Origin of the sequence: Massilia sp. UYP11, from assembly GCF_050434805.1 — a bacterium.
GTDB lineage: Bacteria > Pseudomonadota > Gammaproteobacteria > Burkholderiales > Burkholderiaceae_D > Telluria.
Genome location: NZ_JBNDJE010000002.1, coordinates 495,088 through 514,436, shown reverse-complemented (window position 1 = coordinate 514,436; position 19,349 = coordinate 495,088). Strand labels below are relative to the sequence as shown.

General features: G+C 69.1%; 23 protein-coding genes. 22 read left to right on the top strand and 1 reads right to left on the bottom strand.

Annotated features, from left to right (window positions below; genetic code table 11):
* Positions 1-3: 3 nt before the first annotated feature.
* The 22 genes from ABIB38_RS05790 (at position 4) to ABIB38_RS05685 (ending at position 18,688) form a co-directional block, all read left to right on the top strand.
* The gene (locus ABIB38_RS05790) at positions 4-261 is read left to right on the top strand and encodes a superinfection immunity protein (protein ID WP_429202547.1); all 258 of its coding nucleotides are present in this window, start codon (positions 4-6) and stop codon (positions 259-261) included.
* Between the two features lie 456 nt (positions 262-717).
* Complete coding sequence (locus ABIB38_RS05785; RefSeq protein WP_429202545.1) at positions 718-1,452, top strand: beta-ketoacyl synthase chain length factor; 735 nt, start codon at positions 718-720, stop codon at positions 1,450-1,452.
* A complete protein-coding gene (locus tag ABIB38_RS05780) occupies positions 1,442-2,215 on the top strand; it encodes a lysophospholipid acyltransferase family protein (RefSeq protein WP_429202543.1) in 774 nt (257 codons plus the stop codon). Before ABIB38_RS05785 ends, ABIB38_RS05780 begins: the two co-directional genes overlap by 11 nt.
* Entirely contained in the window at positions 2,208-2,462 is a 255-nt protein-coding gene (locus ABIB38_RS05775) for a phosphopantetheine-binding protein (RefSeq protein ID WP_429202541.1), read from the top strand. The genes ABIB38_RS05780 and ABIB38_RS05775 overlap by 8 nt, the downstream gene beginning before the upstream one ends.
* 9 nt (positions 2,463-2,471) lie before the next feature.
* A complete protein-coding gene (locus ABIB38_RS05770) occupies positions 2,472-2,768 on the top strand; it encodes an acyl carrier protein (protein WP_429202539.1) in 297 nt (98 codons plus the stop codon).
* Between the two features lie 5 nt (positions 2,769-2,773).
* A complete protein-coding gene (locus ABIB38_RS05765) occupies positions 2,774-3,319 on the top strand; it encodes a hypothetical protein (RefSeq protein WP_429202537.1) in 546 nt (181 codons plus the stop codon).
* Positions 3,312-5,036, top strand: a complete 1,725-nt coding sequence (locus ABIB38_RS05760; RefSeq protein ID WP_429202535.1) for an AMP-binding protein — start codon at positions 3,312-3,314, stop codon at positions 5,034-5,036. The genes ABIB38_RS05765 and ABIB38_RS05760 overlap by 8 nt, the downstream gene beginning before the upstream one ends.
* A 6-nt stretch (positions 5,037-5,042) precedes the next feature.
* The gene (locus tag ABIB38_RS05755) at positions 5,043-6,125 is read left to right on the top strand and encodes a methyltransferase (RefSeq protein WP_429202533.1); all 1,083 of its coding nucleotides are present in this window, start codon (positions 5,043-5,045) and stop codon (positions 6,123-6,125) included.
* Positions 6,122-6,865 carry a glycosyltransferase family 2 protein gene (locus tag ABIB38_RS05750; protein ID WP_429202531.1) on the top strand — a complete coding sequence of 248 codons (744 nt, stop codon included), beginning with the start codon at positions 6,122-6,124 and terminating at the stop codon, positions 6,863-6,865. The genes ABIB38_RS05755 and ABIB38_RS05750 overlap by 4 nt, the downstream gene beginning before the upstream one ends.
* Positions 6,853-7,800 (top strand): acyltransferase, encoded by a 948-nt coding sequence (locus ABIB38_RS05745; RefSeq protein ID WP_429202530.1) that lies wholly within the window; start codon positions 6,853-6,855, stop codon positions 7,798-7,800. The genes ABIB38_RS05750 and ABIB38_RS05745 overlap by 13 nt, the downstream gene beginning before the upstream one ends.
* Positions 7,790-9,349 carry an HAL/PAL/TAL family ammonia-lyase gene (locus tag ABIB38_RS05740; protein WP_429202528.1) on the top strand — a complete coding sequence of 520 codons (1,560 nt, stop codon included), beginning with the start codon at positions 7,790-7,792 and terminating at the stop codon, positions 9,347-9,349. The genes ABIB38_RS05745 and ABIB38_RS05740 overlap by 11 nt, the downstream gene beginning before the upstream one ends.
* The gene (locus tag ABIB38_RS05735; protein ID WP_429202526.1) at positions 9,342-9,776 is read left to right on the top strand and encodes an acyl-CoA thioesterase; all 435 of its coding nucleotides are present in this window, start codon (positions 9,342-9,344) and stop codon (positions 9,774-9,776) included. The genes ABIB38_RS05740 and ABIB38_RS05735 overlap by 8 nt, the downstream gene beginning before the upstream one ends.
* The gene (locus ABIB38_RS05730; RefSeq protein WP_429202524.1) at positions 9,773-10,387 is read left to right on the top strand and encodes a LolA family protein; all 615 of its coding nucleotides are present in this window, start codon (positions 9,773-9,775) and stop codon (positions 10,385-10,387) included. Before ABIB38_RS05735 ends, ABIB38_RS05730 begins: the two co-directional genes overlap by 4 nt.
* Positions 10,384-12,762, top strand: coding sequence for an MMPL family transporter (locus tag ABIB38_RS05725; protein ID WP_429202523.1), 2,379 nt, complete (start codon positions 10,384-10,386; stop codon positions 12,760-12,762). Before ABIB38_RS05730 ends, ABIB38_RS05725 begins: the two co-directional genes overlap by 4 nt.
* A complete protein-coding gene (locus ABIB38_RS05720; protein WP_429202521.1) occupies positions 12,740-13,294 on the top strand; it encodes a DUF3261 domain-containing protein in 555 nt (184 codons plus the stop codon). Before ABIB38_RS05725 ends, ABIB38_RS05720 begins: the two co-directional genes overlap by 23 nt.
* The gene (locus ABIB38_RS05715) at positions 13,291-14,490 is read left to right on the top strand and encodes a beta-ketoacyl-ACP synthase (RefSeq protein ID WP_429202519.1); all 1,200 of its coding nucleotides are present in this window, start codon (positions 13,291-13,293) and stop codon (positions 14,488-14,490) included. The genes ABIB38_RS05720 and ABIB38_RS05715 overlap by 4 nt, the downstream gene beginning before the upstream one ends.
* On the top strand, positions 14,487-14,960 hold the full coding sequence (locus ABIB38_RS05710) for a 3-hydroxylacyl-ACP dehydratase (protein ID WP_429202517.1): 474 nt from the start codon (positions 14,487-14,489) through the stop codon (positions 14,958-14,960). Before ABIB38_RS05715 ends, ABIB38_RS05710 begins: the two co-directional genes overlap by 4 nt.
* Complete coding sequence (gene fabG / locus ABIB38_RS05705) at positions 14,957-15,691, top strand: 3-oxoacyl-ACP reductase FabG (protein WP_429202515.1); 735 nt, start codon at positions 14,957-14,959, stop codon at positions 15,689-15,691. Before ABIB38_RS05710 ends, fabG begins: the two co-directional genes overlap by 4 nt.
* A complete protein-coding gene (locus tag ABIB38_RS05700; protein WP_429202513.1) occupies positions 15,688-16,911 on the top strand; it encodes a beta-ketoacyl-ACP synthase in 1,224 nt (407 codons plus the stop codon). Before fabG ends, ABIB38_RS05700 begins: the two co-directional genes overlap by 4 nt.
* A 32-nt stretch (positions 16,912-16,943) precedes the next feature.
* Positions 16,944-17,531 (top strand): hypothetical protein, encoded by a 588-nt coding sequence (locus ABIB38_RS05695; RefSeq protein ID WP_429202512.1) that lies wholly within the window; start codon positions 16,944-16,946, stop codon positions 17,529-17,531.
* 75 nt (positions 17,532-17,606) lie between these two features.
* On the top strand, positions 17,607-18,044 hold the full coding sequence (locus ABIB38_RS05690; protein WP_429202510.1) for an excinuclease ATPase subunit: 438 nt from the start codon (positions 17,607-17,609) through the stop codon (positions 18,042-18,044).
* A 26-nt stretch (positions 18,045-18,070) separates the two neighbouring features.
* Entirely contained in the window at positions 18,071-18,688 is a 618-nt protein-coding gene (locus tag ABIB38_RS05685; RefSeq protein ID WP_429202508.1) for a 4'-phosphopantetheinyl transferase family protein, read from the top strand.
* Between the two features lie 13 nt (positions 18,689-18,701).
* Here ABIB38_RS05685 and ABIB38_RS05680 read toward each other — a convergent pair whose 3' ends face one another.
* A complete protein-coding gene (locus ABIB38_RS05680) occupies positions 18,702-19,259 on the bottom strand; it encodes a LuxR C-terminal-related transcriptional regulator (RefSeq protein ID WP_429202506.1) in 558 nt (185 codons plus the stop codon).
* Between the last annotated feature and the right edge of the window lie 90 nt (positions 19,260-19,349).

Sequence of the window (19,349 nt, the reverse complement as noted above, 5' to 3'; positions counted from 1 at the left end):
GTCATGCGTATCGGGATCGTCCTGCTGGCCGCTGCCGCGTGGTGCCTCTTCCGCATCGCCCTCGTGCTCCTGGGGATCCTGCTGTACCTGTTGCTGTTGCCAGGCGTGATCGCCATGAAGCGCGGCTATCCCCATACCGACCGGGTATTCCTGTGGTGCGCGCTGCTCGGCTGGACCGGAGCGGCCTGGATCGTGGCCCTGGTCTTCGTCCTGACGCGGCGCACGAGCGCCCTGCGTCGCTACGCGCTGCCTCCCGGCTGAGCGACGCCATTCCCGATACGTACAGGGGTTGTGACGGCGGCGTGGCGGTGGTCCCGCACCGATAACCGCCTGTCAGTGCGCCATGACCAGCGGTGACCCGCGCCGTCGTTCGGACCGCCGCGCCGGTTGCGCGTACCATGGCCGTGCCCCGGTCACGCCCCCGCGGGCATTCAACCATCACGATACCGGCGGCATGCGCGTCGCAGTCGGCCGCGCGCCATTGCGGCGCCTGGCGGCGACCGCCAATCGTGACAATGTGTGAGCTTTGTACCCACCCTGGTGTGGCAAAATCCTCGTTGCCCAAAGGTAACTCCATGCGGGAGATGTCGCCACATTGTTGCAAAACTGCTGTGTGAGCCTGTCAGACAGTTCCTACAAGGAAACTGAGCGTTTATAATCGGATCAGTTTTCCCGGGCGTCCCATGGACGCGTCATTCCCCCATTGTTGGCAGTTTTATGTTCGAGAACGAGGTCGCTTTCTCCATCGCGCGTCATGCCGCATGGGCTCCCGGCGTGACGACACGAGAGGGATGGGCCGCATGGGCGGAGGAACCCTGGGCGCTGGCGCCGGGCGACGAGCCGAAGCTCGCCGCGATGCCCGCCATGTTGCGCCGCCGCGCCGGCCTGCCGGGACGCATGGCGCTCGAAGTGGCCTACGAGGTCGCCGGCCAGGACCTCGACATTCCCACCGTATTCTGCTCGCGTCACGGCGAGGTCGCGCGTTCGGTCGACCTGCTGCGCGCGCTGGCGCGCAAGGAGCCGCTGTCGCCCACCGCATTCGGCCTGGCCGTGCACAACGCCAGCGCCGGGCTGTTCTCGATCGCCCGCGCCGACCGCGCCAATCACGTGGCCCTGGCCGCCGGCAGCGCCACGCTCGAACATGCCGTGATCGAGGCCTGCGGCCAGCTTGCCGACGGCGCGCCGATGGTCTTGCTGGTGGCGTGCGACATGCCGCTGCCGGACCCGCTCGCCCCATTCGAGGACTGCCACGAGCAGCCGTTCGCGTTCGCCTGGGCGATGGTGCCGGCCGGCGCATCGGCGTTGCGGCTGTCCTGGTGCGCGCATGCCGGCCAGTCCAGCCAGCGCATGCCGGGCGGCCTGGAGGTGCTGCGCTTCCAGCTCGGCGGCGGCGCGCCATTGGTGCGCGAGGCGCAAGGCAGGCGCTGGACATGGAGACGCGATGCTGCCTGATGCCGGCCGCGCCTGGCGGGTGTTCGCCACCGGACTGAGTTTCGCGCTGTTCGGGGTGGGCGGCATGCTGCTGCGGATCGCGGTGTTCCCATCGCTGTCGCTGTTCGTGCGCGCGCCCGCCGTACGCCGCCGCGCGGCGCGCGCGGTCGTGCGCCTGAGCTTTCGCGCCTTCGTCGGCATCATGCGCACGCTCGGGGTGTTGCGCTACCAGGTGCACGGCCTCGACAAGCTCGATCGCGATGGCCAGCTGATCCTGGCGAACCACCCGACCCTCATCGATACCGTCTTCTTGATCGCCTTCGTGCGCAACGCCGATTGCATCGTCAAGGGAACGCTGTCGAACAACCCCTTCATGCGCGGGCCGATCCGCGCCGCCGGCTATATCTGCAACGACCGCGGGCCGGAGCTGGTCGAGGATTGCATCGCCTCGCTACGCGCGGGCGGCAATCTGATCATCTTTCCCGAAGGGACGCGCACGCCGCCGGGCGGCGCCGCAACGCTCAAGCGTGGGGCCGCCAATGTCGCCGTGCGCGGCAGGCGCGCGGTCACGCCGGTCGTGATCCGGTGCGACCCGCCGACCCTTGGAAAGGGCGACAAATGGTGGCACGTGCCGCCGCGCCAGGCGCAGTTCCATATCGAGGTCAAGGACGACATCGCCGTCGACGTGTTTCTGGCCAACGATGTGCCCGAAGTGGTCGCGGCGCGGCGCCTGACCGATTACCTGCAACAGTTTTTCATGAAAGAAGGCCAGCAACATGCTTGAACAGGAAGTGAAGGAACTGATCATCGACGTTCTCCAGCTCGAGGACATCTCGCCCGAGGATATCGACAGCGAGGCGCCGCTGTTCGTCGAGGGGCTGGGACTCGATTCGATCGACGCCCTGGAAATCGGCGTGGCGCTGCAGAAGCGCTACGGCATCACCCTGGCGGCCGAATCGCAAGAGACGCGCCGTCATTTCGCTTCGGTGCGTGCGCTGGCAGCGATGATCGAAGCCAACCGGAAGAAGTAGGAGAACCCCATGGTACGTATCGAAGACATGAACCGCGATGAACTGTTCGTCTGGGTCGCCGACCTGCTGGCCGACATGTTCGAACTGGACCGCGATGCACTGACTCCCACGTCGAACCTGTATTCCGACCTGGACATCGACAGCATCGACGCGGTGGACCTGGCGGTCAAGCTCAAGCAAATGACCGGCAAGCGCCTGCAGCCCGAAGTGTTCAAGACTATCCGCACCATCGAAGACGTCGTGACCGCCCTGGTCGGCCTGGGCGAGGCGCAGGCGCAGGCGCCGGCCGAAGTACAGGCGGCCTGAGAAGCGTGATCTGGAATGTCCTGACGGCGGCGTTGACGCTGGTGTATCCGCTGGCCATCTGGTGGGGGCATGGCAGCGTCGAGCCGCGCTTTCTGGCGGGACTGCTGTTGCTGACGATCGCCACGCGCCTGCCCACGCTCAAGCTGAGCCTTGCGGCGCGCTGGAGCGTGGCGGGAGGGCTGGCCCTGGCGGCGGCGGCGGTCGCGTCGAATGCCGTGCTGCCGCTGAAGCTGTATCCGGTGCTGGTCAACGGCGTCATGCTGGCGGCGTTCGGCTACAGCCTGCTGGCCGGGCCATCCATGGTCGAGCGCCTGGCGCGACTGCGCGAGCCCGACCTGCCGCCGGCCGCGGTGGCCTATACCCGGCGCGTGACCCAGGCCTGGTGCGTGTTCTTCGTATTCAATGGGGCCGCGGCGCTCGGCACGGCCCTGTTCGCGTCCGACGCGCTCTGGTCGCTGTATAACGGCGTAATCGCCTACCTCCTGATGGGCGCGATGTTCGGCGGCGAATATCTGCTGCGCCTGCGCTTCAAGCGTGTGCATCATGCGTGATCTGTTTCAGCGTCTCTGGAGCCGCCCCGAAGAGACGGTCGCGGGCTGGCGCGACGGCGTCGCCGTGACGCACGGCGCCTGGCTGGCGCGCACGCGCGCATGGGCCGCCCTCGCGCTTCGCGTCGAGGGCGACCGCGTCGCGCTGTACCACGACGACAGCCTCGAATTCGCGGCGGCCCTGATCGGCGCCTGGGTGGCGCGCAAGACCGTGTGGCTGGTGGCGGACACCTTGCCCGCCAGTTGCGCGGCGCTCGGCGGCCAGGTCGACGCCTTCTGGGGCCAATTCCCGGCGCAGACCGGGCCGGCCGGGCCCGGCCCCGGGGACGACTGGCGCGGTGAATGGTCGACGCCGGCGCCGGACTTTCCCGCGCTCGTGGTGTACACCTCGGGCAGCACCGGCGCGCCGACGCCGATCGCCAAGCGCTTCTCGCAACTGGGCGCCGAGGTGGCTGCCCTGGAGCGCCAGTTCGGCGCCGCGCTCGGTGCGGCTGACGTGATCGCGACGGTGTCGCACCAGCACATCTACGGACTGCTGTTTCGCATCCTGTGGCCATTGGCCGAAGGACGCGCCATCCACGCCGCGCGGCACGAGTTTCCCGAAACCCTGGCGCCAGCGCTGGGCGTGCGCCCCTGCATCCTGCTGGGCAGCCCGGCCCACCTGAAACGCTTGCCGGTTCACCTGGACTGGCGCGGCGCCGCGTGCATGCTGCGCGCCGTGTTCTCGTCGGGCGGCATGCTGGAGCAGGGCGCATCAAAGCACGCGGCCGGCCTGCTCGGACAGGCGCCGACCGAAATCTACGGCAGTTCGGAAAGCGGCGGCGTGGCCTGGCGCCGGCGCACAACGGGCGAAACGGGCGAAACGGGCGAAACGGGCGAAGCATGGACGCCGTTGCCGGAAGTGCGCTGGAGGCTCGATGAGGCCGGCGCGCTCGAGGTGGCGTCGCCATTTGCCGGCCCCGACGGCTGGCTCGCGCTTGCCGACCGCGCCGAGGACGCCGGCGCCGGTCGTTTCATGCTGCGCGGCCGGAACGACCGGATCGTCAAGATCGAAGAAAAGCGGATTTCGCTGGACGCGCTGGAGCGCGCCCTGGTCGCCACGGGACTGGCGCGCGAGGCGCGGGTGCTGGGCGTGCCGGATGCGGCGCGCCAGACGCTGGCCGCCTTCGTGCTGCCGAGCGCCGAGGGGCGCGCGCTGCTCGACGGCGCGGGCAAGGCGGCGCTCAACGCGCGCCTGCGCGCCGCCCTGGCGGGCCTGGTCGACGCGGTGGCGTTGCCGCGCCGCTGGCGCTATCTCGACGAATGGCCGGTGAACGCCCAGGGCAAGACCCCGCTGGCGCAGCTGCTGGCGCTGCTGGACGAACGGCGGCCGCAGCGCCCCCGCCTGCCCGCGGCAAGGCTGCTGGAAGCCGGCCCGGCGCGGGTCCTGCTGGAGCTGGTCGTGCCGGCCGACCTGCTGTACTTCGACGGCCACTTCAGCGTGGCGCCGGTGCTGCCGGGCGTGGTGCAGGTGGACTGGGCGATCCATTACGGCCGCGAACAGCTGGCCCCGGCCGGCGCGTTCAGGGGCATCAATGCGCTCAAGTTCCAGCAGATGATCCGGCCCGGCCATCCGGTGTTGCTCGAACTGTTGCACGACCGGGCCAAGGGCAGCCTGAATTTCCGTTATTTCTCGGACGCCGGCGCCCATGCCAGCGGCCGCATCCTGTTGGAAAGCTGAACACGCATGCTGAACAAGAAATTCTCGCCGGAGCGCCAGAGCGCCTTCGAAGCGCGCTTCGAGGCGCAAAAGATCGCCTATGGTCCGGTGGTGTTCCAGTGCGTGCGCTACGCCTGGAAGCGCGGCATGCTGCAGGCGATCGCCGACGCCGGCGCGACCGGCCTGTCGATCGACGAGCTGGCGCAGGACGGCCGCTGGACGCCGTACGTGCTGAAGGTGGTGCTGGAAACCTGCCTGTCGGCCGGCGTGGTCCTGATCGACGCGGGCCGCTACGCCCTCGACAAGACCGGTTTCGTGGTCCTGACCGACCCCATCACCCAGGTCAACATCGACTTCAACCACGATGTCTGCTATCAGGCGATGTTCGACCTCGAAAGGGCGCTCGACGCCGAACGCCCGCTCGGGCTGAAGGTGTTCGGCGACTGGCCGACCCTGTACCAGGGCTTGTCGCAGCTGCCGGAACCGGCGCGCAGCAGCTGGCTGGCCTTCGACCACTATTATTCGGACACCTCGTTCCCCGAGATCATGCCGGACGTGTTCGCGACCGCGCCGCGGCGCCTGATGGACATCGGCGCCAATACCGGCAAGTTCACGCTGGCCGCGCTGGCCTACGACAAGGCGGTCGCGCTGCACCTGGTCGACCTGCCGGGCCAGCTGGCGGTGGCCGACGCCAGGCTCGCCGAGTGCGGGCTGCGCGCGCGCGCGACGCTGCACCCGACCGACCTGCTCGACGAAGCGGCGGCGCTCCCGGGCGAGATGGACCTGATCTGGATGAGCCAGTTCCTGAGCTGCTTCTCGGAGGCCGCGATCGCCAGCATCTTCCGCCGCGTCGCGGGCGCGCTGGGTCCGCGCGGCCAGGTGCTGGTGCTCGACACCTTCTGGGACCGCCAGCGCTACGACATCGCGTCCTATTGCCTGATCAATACCTCGCCGTATTTCAACGTCCTCGCCAGCGGCAACAGCAAGGTCTACGAAAGCGGGGATTACATCCGCCTGGCGCGCGCCGCGGGACTGGAACTCCTGACCGCCCGCGACGGCATCGGTTACTGCCACTCGCTGCTGCGTTTCGCCAGGGCGGAGCGGCAATGATGTTCCATCCCTGCGTCGTGATCCCGGTGTACGACCACGAGCACGCGATCGGCAAGGTCCTGGCCCAGGTGCTCGAACACGGCCTGCCATGCATCCTGGTCGACGATGGCAGCGCGCCGGCCTGCGCCGCCGTGCTGGACCGGCTTGCGGCGGCCCATCCCGGCCGGGTCGTGCTCGAACGCCATGCGCTCAACCAGGGCAAGGGCGGGGCAGTGCTCACCGGCTTCGCACGGGCGCGGCGCGACGGCTACAGCCACGTGCTGCAGGTCGATGCCGACGGCCAGCACAGCGTGGCCGACATCCCGCGCTTCCTGGACGCGGCGCGCGCGCGGCCGGCGGCGGTGGTGGCGGGCTGCCCGGTGTACGACGAATCGGTGCCGGCGCTGCGCCTGTATGCGCGCTACCTGACCCACGTGTGGGTCTGGATCAATACCTTGTCGCTGGCGATCCGCGATTCGATGTGCGGCTTCAGGGTGTATCCGGTGACGGCGGTCATGGCGCTGGCGGCGCGCCGCCGGCTCGGGCTGCGCATGAATTTCGACATCGAGATCCTGGTGCGCCTGTACTGGGACGGCAGCGAGGTGGTGAACCTGCCGACCAGGGTCGGCTACCCGGAAGACGGCGTGTCGCATTTCAAGGCCTGGACCGACAACGTCCTGATCACCCGTCTGCATGTGGCGCTGTTCTTCGGCATGCTGCCGCGCATTCCCACCCTGCTGGTGCGCACATGGCGCAACTGAAGAGCGCGCCCGACGCGCCGCATTGGGCGGCCATCAACGAAGCGAGCTTCGTCGGCGGCATGCGCCTGCTGTTCTGGATCTGCCGCGTGTTCGGCCGCTGGCCGTTTCGGCTGGCGCTGTATCCGGTGCTGCTGTGGTACGTCGCGACCCAGGGCCGGGCGCGCCGCGCGTCGAGCGGCTATCTCGCGCGCGCCGGCGCGCCGCATGGTTTCCTTGGCGTGCTGCGCCACTTCGGCGCCTTCGCCGAGGCCATCCTCGACAAGATGCTGCTGTGGGGCGGGCTGTTCGATTTTTCGAAGGTCTCGCTGCATGGGGCCGAGCCGCTGCTGGAACGGATCGCAACGCGGCGCGGCGCACTGCTGGTGTGCGCCCACCTGGGCAATCTCGACCTGTGCCGCGCGCTTTCGCTGCGTACGCCGGGCCTGAAGGTGACGGTGCTGGTGCACACGCGCCATGCGCAAGCCTTCAACGCCATGCTGGCCAGGCTCGATCCGCGCAGCGAACTGAATCTGATGCAGGTCACCGACATGACGCCGGCCATGGCAATGCAGCTGTCCGAGCGGATCGAACGCGGCGAGTTCGTCGTGATCGCCGGCGACCGGGTGCCGGTGGCAAAGGCGCCGCGGGTGGCGCTGGCGCCGTTCCTGGGACAGGCGGCCGCCTTTCCGGTCGGCCCGTACGTGATGGCCTCGGTGCTGGGCTGCCCGCTTTACACCATGTTCGCCGTGCGCCAGGGCGATCGCCACGAGCTGCACTTCGAGCTCTTGCGCGAACGCGTGTTGCTGCCGCGCGCCAGCCGCGACGAGGCGCTTGCGCGGCTCGCGACCGACTATGCCGCCCGGCTCGAGCGCCACGTGCGCCGTGCGCCGCTCGAATGGTTCAATTTCTACGACTTTTGGCAAGACCCCGGATCGGAACGCCCTGATGCAGCTTGATGACCTGAACCAACCCGCGCGCACGGTGCGCTTCGACCGCGAGCGCCTGGCCCTGGAAGACGTGGTCGCCATCGCGCGCGGCGCCGCGCAGCCGGTGCTGTCAAGCGACCCGGCGTTTCGCGCCGCGATCACGCGCGGCGCCGACTTCCTCGACCGCCTGCTGCGCGAGGACGGCGCCATCTATGGCGTGACCACCGGCTATGGCGACTCGTGCACGGTGCCGGTGCCGCTGTCGCTGGTGGCTGAACTGCCGCACCATCTGTACACCTACCATGGCTGCGGCCTCGGGACGTTCCTGACGCCGGCCGAGACCCGCGCCGTGATGGCCGTGCGCCTGGCGTCGTTGTCCAAGGGCTTCTCGGGCGTGAGCATCGGCCTGCTGGAGCAGATCGTGCGCCTGTTCGACGCCGGCCTGTTGCCGCTGATCCCGAGCGAAGGCTCGGTCGGCGCCAGCGGCGACCTGACGCCGCTGTCCTACCTGGCGGCGGTGCTGTGCGGCGAGCGCGAAGTGCTGCGCGACGGCGTGCAGGTGCCGGCGGCGCAGGCGCTGCGTGAAGCCGGCATCGAACCGTTGCGCCTGCGGCCGAAGGAAGGCCTGGCGATCATGAACGGCACCGCCGTCATGACCGGCCTGGCCTGCCTGGCCTGGGACCGCGCCGATTACCTGGCGCGCCTGACCACCCGGATCACCGCCCTGGCGTCGTTCGCGCTGGACGGCAACGACCATCATTTCGACGAAACCCTGTTCTCGGTCAAGCCGCACGCCGGCATGCAGGGCGTCGCCGCCTGGCTGCGCCAGGACCTGGAATATGGCGGCCAGCGCGAGCGCAACGGCAAGCGCCTGCAAGACCGCTATTCGATCCGCTGCGCGCCGCACGTGATCGGCGTGCTGGCCGACGCCTTGCCGTTCTTCCGCGCGGCGATCGAGAATGAGCTCAACAGCGCCAACGACAATCCGATCATCGACGCCGAGGGCGAGCGCGTGCTGCATGGCGGCCATTTCTACGGCGGCCACATCGCCTTCGCGATGGACGGCATGAAGAACGCGGTGGCCAACCTGGCCGACCTGCTCGACCGCCAGATGGCGCTCCTGGTCGATGCCCGCTACAACGCCGGCCTGCCGGCCAACCTGTCGGGCATGGAAGGCGAACGCGCCGCGATCAGCCATGGCCTGAAGGCGCTGCAGATCAGCGCCTCGGCCTGGACCGCGGAAGCGCTCAAGCTGACCATGCCGGCCTCGGTGTTCTCGCGCTCCACCGAATGCCATAACCAGGACAAGGTCAGCATGGGCACGATCGCCGCGCGCGACTGCCTGCGCGTGCTGGAACTGACCGAGCAGGTGGCGGCCGCACTCCTGATCACGGTGCGCCAGGGCGCGTGGCTGCGCCGCCGCCTCGATCCGGCGCGCGCGCTGCCGGCGCCGTTGGCGCGCATGCTCGAACTGCTGGGCGACGACGTGGCGCCGGTGACCGAGGACCGCCGCCTCGACCCCGATCTGCGCCGGCTGCTCGAACGCATCCGCGACCAGGCATGGAGCCTGTATGCGTAAGCTCAAAACGCCGGCGCGTTGGTGGGCCGAGGTCGAGATGCAGGTCCAGTTCTTCGACCTGGACCCGATGCAGATCGTCTGGCACGGCAACTACGTCAAGTACCTCGAGGTCGCGCGCTGCGCGCTGCTCGACAAGATCGGCTACAACTACGAGCAGATGCGCGAATCGGGCTATATGTGGCCGATCATCGAGATGAACCTGCGCTACGCCGGCCCGGCCACCTTCGGCCAGCGCCTGCTGTTGCGCGCCGAGATCGTCGAGTGGGAAAACCGCCTGCGCATCGACTACCTGATCCTCGACGCCGCCAGCGGCAAGCGCCTGAACCGCGCCACCACGACCCAGGTCGCGGTCGACATCCAGAGCGGCGAGATGTGCTTCGTCTCGCCGCCCATCCTTTTCGACAAGTTGGGAGTGCCAGCACCATGAAACAACTCCTCGCCATGGCGGCGCTGGTAATCGGCGCAGGCACAGCCGCCGGCCTTGCCCAGGCCGCCGCGCCGGTCGCGCGGATCCAGGCCATGCTGGACAAGCCCGAGCAGCTGTGCGGCCGCTTCGACCAGACCAAGCGCCTGGCCGGCATGAAGAAGCCGCTGCTGTCGAACGGGCGCTTCTGCGTGGTCGCCGGCAAGGGCGTGCTGTGGCGCACCTTGAAACCGTTCCCGAACACGCTGCGCCTCAAGCGCGACGAGATCGTCCACCTCCAGGGCGAGCGGGTCGCGATGCGCCTCGACGCCAGCCAGGAGCCGACCGTGCGCATGATCAACGGCGTGCTGTTCTCGCTGCTGGGCGGCGACCTGGGCCGGCTCGACAGCCTGTTCGAGGTCGACGGCAGCGCGAACGCCGACAGCTGGAAGGTCGCGCTCAAGGCACGCAATGCGGCGCTGGCGCGCGCGGTCGGGACGATCGCGCTCGAAGGCGGCGCCCACGTGCGCAGCATCCAGATGGTCGAGGAGAGCGGCGACCGCACCGAGATCGTGTTTTCAAGCATCAAGACCGGCCCGGGCGCGGTCTTGCCGGAAGAGGCGGCCCAGCTTTGATCGGCCAACGTCGCCTGGCGCTGGCCTGGGCCCTCGTCGTGTGCCTGCTGGTCGGGCACAACGCCTGGCTGTGGATCGGCCAGCGCGTCGCGCCGAATACCGACATCCTGGCCCTGCTGCCGCTCGAAAAGCGCGATCCGGTGCTGCAGCAGTCGTTCACCCATATGGTCGACAGCGCGCAGCAGCGGGTGGTAATGCTGGTCGGCGCGACCGAGTGGGACGCCGCGGGGCGGGCGGCCGACGCCTATCGCCAGGCGCTGGCGCCTCACGCGGGCCTGCTGGCCTTCGATGCGATGGGCGACGACGCGCAGGCCGGCTGGCTGGCCAGCCTGCAGCCGCACGCCACCTTGCTGGCCGGCGCCGAGCAGGAGCGCCGCATGCGCACGGAGCCGGCCCGGTTCTGGGTCGACGACGCGCTGGCGCGCCTGTACAACGCGTTTTCGGGCCCCAGGCTGGGATCGTTCCGCGACGACCCCTTCGGCCTGTTCGCCGGCTGGGCCCAGGAGCGCGCCGGCGAAACCCCGGTGCGCCCGCGCGACGGCCGCCTGTTCGTGGCTGGCGAAGGCCGCGACTACGTGCTGCTGACCTATACCCTGACGCAGCCGGCGTTCTCGCTCGGCGCCCAGGACGCCGTGGCGCCGCTGCTGGAGCGGGCGGCGGCCTCCGCAAGGCGCGCGGCGCCGGGCGCCGAGGTGATCGCCGCCGGCGTCGTGCTGCACGCCGCCGCCGCCGGCCGCCAGGCCAGCCGCGAGATCCACACCATCGGCGTGGGCTCGCTGATCGGCATCGTGCTGCTCACCTGGCTCACCTTCCGCACGCTCAAGCCGATTGGCCTGACCCTGCTGGCGATCGGGGTCGGCTTCCTGGGCGCCTTGTCGGTGTGCTGGCTGCTGTTCGGCCAGATCCACCTGTTGACCCTGGTCTTTGGCGCCAGCCTGATCGGCGTGGCCCAGGACTACGGCATCTATTTCCTGTGTCATCGCCTGCGCGCCGATCCGGCGCTCGATTCGCCGACCCTGTTGCGGCGCCTGCTGCCGGGCCTGGGCCTGACCCTGCTGGCGGCGGTGATTGGCTATCTTGGCCTGGCGCTCACGCCGTTCCCGGGACTGCGCCACATGGCCGTGTTCTCGGCCCTGGGCCTGGTGTTCGCATGGCTGACCGTCGTCTGCTGGTTCCCGGCCCTGATCTCGGCCGATACCCTGCAAGCGGGCTGGCTGGCGCAGCGCTATCGCGGCGTGGTGCGCCATTGGCCGCGCCTGTCGGGCAAGCCGGCGCCGCTGGCGCTGGTGGCGCTACTGGGCGCCGTCGCGCTCGGCGGCTGGTCGCAACTGACCACGAACGACGACATCCGCTCGCTGCAATCGTCTCCGCCCGGCCTGGTCCAGGACCAGATCAAGCTGGGCAAGCTGCTCGACGCCCCAAGCCCGGTCCAGTATTTCCTGGTCCGGGGCGCCTCGGCCGAACAGGTACTGCAGCGCGAGGAAGCGCTCAAGCGCCGGCTCGATCCATTGATCGCCGCGCGCCACATCGGCGGCTACCAGGCGCTGTCGAACTGGGTGCCGTCCGCGCGCGTCCAGGCCGAGCGTCTGGCGCTGATCGAGGACAAGCTGCTGCGCGCCGGCGGCCCATTGACGATGCTGGCGGCCGAGATCGGGGAAGATCCCGCATGGGCGGGTGTCACCGCCGCCCACCTGCGCAGCCAGGCAAAACCGATGCTGGTCGGCGACTTCCTGCGCAGCGCGGCGGCCGAACCGTGGCGCCATCTGTGGCTGGGCGCGATCGATGACGGCAACGGGCAGGTCCACGCCAGCATCGTGGCCCTGCGCGGCCTGCGCTACGCGTCGCTGCCCGTGCTGGCCGGCGCCGCCGACGGACTCGACGGCGTGCAATGGGTCGACAAGGTCGGCGGCATCTCGGCGGTGCTGGGCAGTTACCGCGCCACCATGGGTTGGGTGGTGCTGGGCGCCTATGCGGTGGTGCTCGCGGTCCTGTTCCCGCGCTATCGGGGCCGTACCTGGCGCGTGCTGGCGCCGACCGCGGCGGCCAGCGTGCTCACGGTGGCCCTGCTCGGCTACAGCGGCCAGCACCTGCAGCTGTTCCACGTGCTGGCGCTGATGCTGCTGCTCGGCGTGGGCGTCGATTACGGCATCTTCATGCAGGAAGAGTCGGGCGAGGGTGACGATGCCCCCTGGCTCGCGGTCGGGCTGTCGGCGGCCAGCACCATCCTGTCTTTCGGGCTGCTGGCCCTGAGCGGCACCCCGGCATTGCGGGCCTTCGGCCTGACCATGCTGGCCGGCGCCGCGCTGGTCTGGCTGCTCGCCCCCTGTTTTTCAGTATCGAAGGAATCGCATCATGCAACGCCTGTCCCGGCTTGAACGTCTGGCGCCGCTGGCGGCCGCCTTGCTGCTCGCGGCCTGCGCCACCCGACCCGAGACGCCGGCGCGCCTCGGCCTGCGCCTGGCGCCGGCCACGCTCGGCGCCACCATCAGCGTGCAGCAGCAGTTGACGGTCGAACGCGCCGGCAGCACCAACGACCTGCTGGCGGCGCTCGAAGTCGATCCCCGGCGGGTCAGCCTGGTCGGCCTGGCGCTCGGCATGCGTGTGCTGAGCCTCGAGTTCGACGGCCTCGAAGTCACCGAATGGCGCCATCCGATGCTGCCGTCCCAGGTGCGCGCCGCCGACGTGCTGGAAGACCTGCAGCTGACCTTGTGGCCGGTCGAGCAGATCGCGCGCGCCTTGCCGCCCGGCTGGGAGGTCGAGGACCAGGGGCTGCGGCGCACCCTGCGCCGCGACGGCGAGGTGGTGGCCACCATCACCTACAGCGGCCTGCCGCGCTGGCAGGGCACCGCGGTCCTGGACAACCAGCGCTACCACTACCGGCTGACCGTGGTGTCGGCATCCGAATGAAGACCGTCATGCCCCATGTGTACCTGAACGACTGCGCGCTGCTGTGCGCGCTGGGCAGCGAGCGCGCGACCATCGCGCGCCGCCTCCTGGTGGACGCCGCGAGCGGTCTGGTGGTCTCGGACGCCTGCTCGCCCGGACGATCCTTGCCCCTGGGCCGCGTGCAGGCCGCGCTGCCCGATCTGGCCGGCTTGCCGCTCTCTCTGCGCAGCCGCAATAACGCACTGGCGCTGGCGGCGCTGGCGCAGATCCGGCCTGCCGTCGACGCCGCGATCGCGCGCCACGGCGCGGCGCGGGTCGGCGTGGTGATCGGCACCAGCACCTCGGGGGTGAGCGGGGCCGAGTCGGCGCTGGCCGTGCACCTCGCCGATGGCGTGCTGCCCGAGGGTTTTCACTACGGCCAGCAAGAGATGGGTTCGGTCGCCGAGCTGCTCGCGCGTGAGCTGGGCGTCGGCGGTCCGGCCTACGTGCATTCGAGCGCGTGCTCGTCGAGCGCCAAGGCGCTGGCGAGCGCCGCGCGCCTGATCCGCATGGGCCTGTGCGACGCCGTCGTCACGGGCGGCGTCGATACCTTGTGCGGCTTTACCGTCGCCGGCTTCAGCGCCCTGGAATCGGTGAGCGTCGCCCGCTGCAACCCGCTCAGCGCCAAGCGCAACGGCATCAACCTGGGCGAGGCCGCGGCGCTGTTCCTGATGAGCTGCGACCCGGCGGCGGTGGCGCTGTGCGGCTGGGGAGAATCGTCCGACGGCCACCATATCTCGGCGCCCGACCCGGAAGGCGTGGGCGCGCGCATCGCGATGCGCGACGCATTGAGGCGGGCGGGCATCGACGCCGGCGCGATCGATTACATCAACCTGCACGGCACGGCGACCGTGCAGAACGACGCCATGGAGTCGCGCTCGGTAGCGGCGCTGTTCGGCGCCGGGGTGGCGGTCAGCTCGACCAAGCCGTTCACCGGCCACACGCTGGGCGCGGCCGGCGCGGTCGAGGCGGCGTTCTGCTGGCTGGCGATGCAGGACGATAACCCGGACGGCCGGTTGCCGCCGCACCTGTGGGACGGGGAACAGGATCCGGCGCTGCCGGTATTGAACCTCGCGCTCCCGGGCGCGTGCCTGGGCCGCCCCATCCGTTATGCGCTGAGCAATTCGTTCGCCTTCGGCGGATCGAATGCGGCGCTGCTGTTCGGGAGGACCGCATGAGCGCGCGCCAGGAGGACCCGATCGATATCCACAGCCTGGTGCCGCACAGCGGCGCCATGTCGCTGCTCGGACGCTTGCTGGCGGCCGACGACGAGAACCTCTGCGCCGAGGTGACGATCACCCCGGACAGCATGTTCTGCGTCGACGGCGCGGTGGGCGCATGGGTCGGCGTCGAATACATGGCGCAAGCCGTCGCCGCCCACGCCGGCCATGCGGCGCGCCTGCGCGGCGCGCCGGTGCGGGTCGGTTTTTTGCTCGGCACGCGTCGCTATGCGTGCTCGGTGCCGGCATTCGCCGCCGGCAGCCGGCTGCACGTCCACGTGCAGCGCGCGCTGCAGGGCGAGAACGGCCTGGGGGCATTCGACTGCCGCATCGTGGACGGCAACGACGGGCGCGAGCTCGCGACCGCCACCATCACCGTATTCCAGCCCAATAATGTCGAAGAGTTTTTGCAACGGAGTCCAGAATGAGTAGTATCCAGAAAAGCGTGCTGGTGACGGGGTCGTCGCGCGGCATCGGCAAGGCCATCGCCCAGCGCCTGGCGCGCGACGGCTACGACGTGGTCGTCCATTGCCGCGACCGGCGCGCCGACGCCGACGCGGTGGCGGCCGGTATCGTGGCGGCCGGCGGCGCGGCGCGCGTGTTGCAGTTCGACATCGGCCAGCGCGAAGCGACCGCCGAGGCGCTGCTGGCCGACATCGAGCGGAGCGGCTGTTATTACGGCGTGGTGGCCAATGCCGGCGTGGCGCGCGATACGGCTTTCCCGGCCATGAGCGGCGAAGAGTGGGACGTGGTGCTGGGCACCAACCTGGATGGCTTCTTCAATGTGCTCAACCCATTGGTGATGCCGATGGTCCAGCGCCGCAAGCCCGGCCGCATCGTGACCATGGCCTCGGTCTCGGGACTGATCGGCAACCGCGGCCAGGTCAACTACAGCGCCGCCAAGGCCGGCATCATCGGCGCGACCAAGGCGCTGGCGCTGGAACTGGCCAAGCGCGAGATCACCGTCAACTGCGTGGCGCCTGGCCTCATCGAGACCGACATGATCGCCGAGGTGCCGCTGGACGAGGCCCTCAAGCTGGTGCCGGCGCGCCGCGTCGGCCGCCCGGAAGAAGTGGCGGCCGCGGTCAGTTACCTGATGTCGGAGGACGCCGCCTACGTGACGCGCCAGGTGTTGTCGGTGAATGGGGGGCTGGCATGAACCGCCGCGTGGTGGTGACCGGCATGGCCGGGATCAGCCCGCTCGGCAACGACTGGCCGACGATCCGCAAGCGCCTGGGGGCCTACCGCAACGCCATCGTGCGCATGGAGGAATGGGCGGGCTACGAAGGCCTGAATACCCAGCTTGGCGCGCCTGCCGCGCCGTTCGAGCTCTCGACCCGCTACGACCGCAAGGCCACGCGGAGCATGGGCCGGGTGGCCCTGCTGGCCACCCGCGCCAGCGAACTGGCGCTGCACGACGCGGGCCTGCTCGACCATCCGCTGCTGAAGAGCGGCCAGATGGGCGTGTCGTTCGGTTCCTCGGCCGGCACGCCGAGCGCCATCGGCGACTTCGGCCGCATGATGGAAGAGCGCACCACGCGCGGCATCAACGCCACGACCTACATCAAGATGATGGCGCATACGGCGCCGGTGAACATCGGCGTGTTCTTTGGCGTGACCGGCCGCGTGATCACGACGTCGTCGGCCTGCACCTCGGGCAGCCAGGGTATCGGCTACGCCTACGAGGCGATCAAGAGCGGGCGCCAGCTGGCCATGATCGCCGGCGGCGCCGAAGAGCTCGATGCGACCGAGGCGGCGGTGTTCGACACGCTGTTCGCCACGAGCACCCGCAACGACGCGCCGCAGACCAGCCCGCGGCCGTTCGACCGCGCCCGCGACGGCCTGGTGATCGGGGAGGGCGCCGGCTGCCTGATCCTCGAAGAGCGCGCGCATGCGCTGGCGCGCGGCGCCGCCATCTACGCCGAGCTGGTGGGGTTCGGCACCAACAGCGACGGCACCCACGTGACCCAGCCCAATGCCGCCACGATGAAGGTGGCGATGGAACTGAGCCTGCGCGACGCGGGCTTGAGTCCGGACGCCATCGGCTACGTCAATGCGCACGGCACCGCCACCGCCCATGGCGACCTGGCGGAGAGCCAGGCCACGCACGCCGTGTTCGGCAAGCGCATGCCCATCAGTTCGCTCAAGAGCTATATGGGGCACACGCTGGGCGCCTGCGGTGCGCTGGAAGCATGGATCAGCATCGAGATGATGCGCGAAGGATGGTTTGCGCCGACGCTCAACCTGGACGACATCGATCCGGAATGCGGCGAACTCGATTACATCCGCGGCGAGGGACGCCAACTCGACTGCGACTACGTGATGTCAAATAATTTTGCGTTCGGCGGCATCAATACGTCGCTGATATTCAAAAGGTAGTGCCCTTCAATCAAAACTAAAAAAGGAAGTCCATGAAAGCTACTCGCCGCACCATCCTCGTGCTTGCCGTCGCCGCAGCGGTTCCGCTGCTGCAAGGCTGCGCAACCAAGATCAAGGCATCGTCGCTGAACAATCCGGCGCCGACCGAGGCGTTCTCGCAGTATGGCCGCATCGACGTCAAGCCGGTCGTGTTCGCCGCCGGCTACAAGGGCAACCAGGCTGCGTTGGGCAAGATTGCCGAGAATTTTGCCAAGGACCTCGGCCCGTCGGTGCAGAAATGGAATAGCGTTCCGGCCAACGGCCGTACGCTGACCGTGGAGCCGGTGGTGGAGCAGATTTCGTTCAAGAGCGGCGCCAAGCGCGTGTTCCTGGGGCCGTTTGCCGGCAGCTCGGGCGTGCTGATGCGCGTGACCTACCGCGACCAGAACGGCAAGGTCGTGGCCAGCCCACAGTTCTTCCAGCGCGCCGGCGCCATGGCGGGTGGCTTCACGATGGGCGTCCATGACAACCTGATGCTCAACCGCGTGGCCAAGCTGGCCAGTGACTACACCATCGCCAACTACGACCGTGCAGTCGGCGGCCCGACCGGCGCCGACGACGCCGCCGTCGCAGCGCCGTAATCACGGCACAGGGGCGGCGTGCTCCGGATTGCATGCCGCCCCGCAAGTATTTCAGACCTGACCGAAAGAGAAAACATGAAGAAGCTGGTCCTGAGCGCAGCCATTGCCCTGTTCGCCACCACCATGCCCGCCCAGGCGCGTGACACCGTCCATATGATGTCGATCGAAGCCGCCCTCGATGCCAATGACGCCCGCGCGCGTCTGGGCGACGGCATCAAGTTCTACTTTGGCGACCAGAAGACCCCGCAAGTCATCGAGCGGCTTGGTTCGGACAAGACCAGCCAGAAGACCAATTCCTTCGGCAAGTCCGCCGAGACCTCGTGCAACTGGGTGTTTCTCTCGGCAATGTTGCGGCTACGGGCGCGCGCGCAGGAGCTCGGCGCGAACGCCGTCGTGAACATCGTCAGCAATTACAAGAACGTCGAGCGCGCCAGCGCCACCGAGTTCGAATGCCACGATGGCGCCATCATGACCGGCGTCGCGCTCAAGGCCGACTTCGTCAAGATCCAATAAAGCGCCCCGGTGCCGATGGTGTCGCGATGACGTCGACCGGTCAGGTCCTGCTGTGGGCGGTGGATGCCGACGCCGTCGCGCCGGAGGCGCTGGAGCGCCATGCCGCGTGGCTGGGCGCATCGGAACGGGCGCGCTGCGCGCGCTTCGTGCGTCCCGAACGGCGGCGCCAGTTCATCATCGGGCGCGCTTTGCTGCGGCGCGCGCTGGGCAGCCTGCTCGGGACCGAGCCGGCCGCGATCTGCCTGGAGGAGCGCCCGGGCCTGGCGCCGGCCCTGTCGCCGCAGGCGGACGTCGATTTCAGCATCTCGCATAGCGGCCGCTGGGTCGCCTGTGCGGCGGGAGCGGGCGTCGGCCTCGGCCTCGGCCTCGACATCGAGCGTATCGATGCGGCGCGCGACGTCATGGCACTGGCAGAGCAAGCCTTCAGTGCGCACGACGTGGCGGTATTGCGCGCCAGCGAGCCGGCAAGTCGCCGGGTCGCCTTCTACCGCATGTGGTGCGCACACGAGGCCCGCATCAAGCTCGGGCGCGCGAGCGTCGCCGAGTATCCGCTCGCGCTTCCGGGCCTGGCGGGCATGCTGGCCTCTACGCAGCCGCTGGAAACCGTCCCGGTCCTGACACTGCTGCGGCTCGGCGCCCCGTGAACCGGGACCGGCGTCATCCGGCCCCCATCAGCTTGTGCACCAGTTCCAGCGAGGTCGACGCGGCGAACTTGCGCATCAGGCTGGCCCGGTGCATCTCGACCGTACGCGGACTGAGGTCGGTGTCGCGCGCGATCATCTTGCTGGTCTTTCCTTCCACCAACAATGCCGCGATCTCGCGTTCGCGCGGCGTCAATTCGGCCGTCACCGGCCGCTTCTCGCTCACGTCCTCGAACGTCCATACGCCGGCCCCCAGCGGCTCCAGCGGGTCGAGCGCGCGTCCGGTCACGTGGCACCAGAACAGCTCGCCGTTGGCGCGGCGCATGATGCGCTCGTCCGAATAGCGGCCCCTGGCGTTCATGATGGGAATGATGCGGTCGCCCGTGCGCAGGAACTCGTCCATGGTCGGATACAGGATGCTGAACGATTGCCCATCGAGCTTGCGGTCGGGATAGCCGAACATCGCCGCCAGCGCGCCGTTGCAGGCCTGGATCACGCGGTCGAGCGAGACGCACATGCCGACCGGCGCGTGCTGGAAGATCATCTCGTAATCGATTGCGCAAGGCGGTTTCATCTGAGGCAGATCGACAGCTGTGTTCATTCGCGGTGGTATGTGTGAAGGCGGGCTACGGACGCGGCCGTAGTTCTACGGTATTGTGCTTCG

Coding starts and splice junctions, on each gene's coding strand:
- ABIB38_RS05730 (WP_429202524.1), top strand. CDS start 9,773: ATGAAACAACTCCTCGCCATGGCGGCGCTGGTAATCGGCGCAGGCACA.
- ABIB38_RS05710 (WP_429202517.1), top strand. CDS start 14,487: ATGAGCGCGCGCCAGGAGGACCCGATCGATATCCACAGCCTGGTGCCG.
- ABIB38_RS05715 (WP_429202519.1), top strand. CDS start 13,291: ATGAAGACCGTCATGCCCCATGTGTACCTGAACGACTGCGCGCTGCTG.
- ABIB38_RS05785 (WP_429202545.1), top strand. CDS start 718: ATGTTCGAGAACGAGGTCGCTTTCTCCATCGCGCGTCATGCCGCATGG.
- ABIB38_RS05700 (WP_429202513.1), top strand. CDS start 15,688: ATGAACCGCCGCGTGGTGGTGACCGGCATGGCCGGGATCAGCCCGCTC.
- ABIB38_RS05680 (WP_429202506.1), bottom strand. CDS start 19,259: ATGAAACCGCCTTGCGCAATCGATTACGAGATGATCTTCCAGCACGCG.
- fabG (WP_429202515.1), top strand. CDS start 14,957: ATGAGTAGTATCCAGAAAAGCGTGCTGGTGACGGGGTCGTCGCGCGGC.
- ABIB38_RS05745 (WP_429202530.1), top strand. CDS start 6,853: ATGGCGCAACTGAAGAGCGCGCCCGACGCGCCGCATTGGGCGGCCATC.
- ABIB38_RS05740 (WP_429202528.1), top strand. CDS start 7,790: ATGCAGCTTGATGACCTGAACCAACCCGCGCGCACGGTGCGCTTCGAC.
- ABIB38_RS05690 (WP_429202510.1), top strand. CDS start 17,607: ATGAAGAAGCTGGTCCTGAGCGCAGCCATTGCCCTGTTCGCCACCACC.
- ABIB38_RS05790 (WP_429202547.1), top strand. CDS start 4: ATGCGTATCGGGATCGTCCTGCTGGCCGCTGCCGCGTGGTGCCTCTTC.
- ABIB38_RS05780 (WP_429202543.1), top strand. CDS start 1,442: ATGCTGCCTGATGCCGGCCGCGCCTGGCGGGTGTTCGCCACCGGACTG.
- ABIB38_RS05775 (WP_429202541.1), top strand. CDS start 2,208: ATGCTTGAACAGGAAGTGAAGGAACTGATCATCGACGTTCTCCAGCTC.
- ABIB38_RS05750 (WP_429202531.1), top strand. CDS start 6,122: ATGATGTTCCATCCCTGCGTCGTGATCCCGGTGTACGACCACGAGCAC.
- ABIB38_RS05770 (WP_429202539.1), top strand. CDS start 2,472: ATGGTACGTATCGAAGACATGAACCGCGATGAACTGTTCGTCTGGGTC.
- ABIB38_RS05685 (WP_429202508.1), top strand. CDS start 18,071: ATGACGTCGACCGGTCAGGTCCTGCTGTGGGCGGTGGATGCCGACGCC.
- ABIB38_RS05755 (WP_429202533.1), top strand. CDS start 5,043: ATGCTGAACAAGAAATTCTCGCCGGAGCGCCAGAGCGCCTTCGAAGCG.
- ABIB38_RS05695 (WP_429202512.1), top strand. CDS start 16,944: ATGAAAGCTACTCGCCGCACCATCCTCGTGCTTGCCGTCGCCGCAGCG.
- ABIB38_RS05760 (WP_429202535.1), top strand. CDS start 3,312: ATGCGTGATCTGTTTCAGCGTCTCTGGAGCCGCCCCGAAGAGACGGTC.
- ABIB38_RS05720 (WP_429202521.1), top strand. CDS start 12,740: ATGCAACGCCTGTCCCGGCTTGAACGTCTGGCGCCGCTGGCGGCCGCC.
- ABIB38_RS05735 (WP_429202526.1), top strand. CDS start 9,342: ATGCGTAAGCTCAAAACGCCGGCGCGTTGGTGGGCCGAGGTCGAGATG.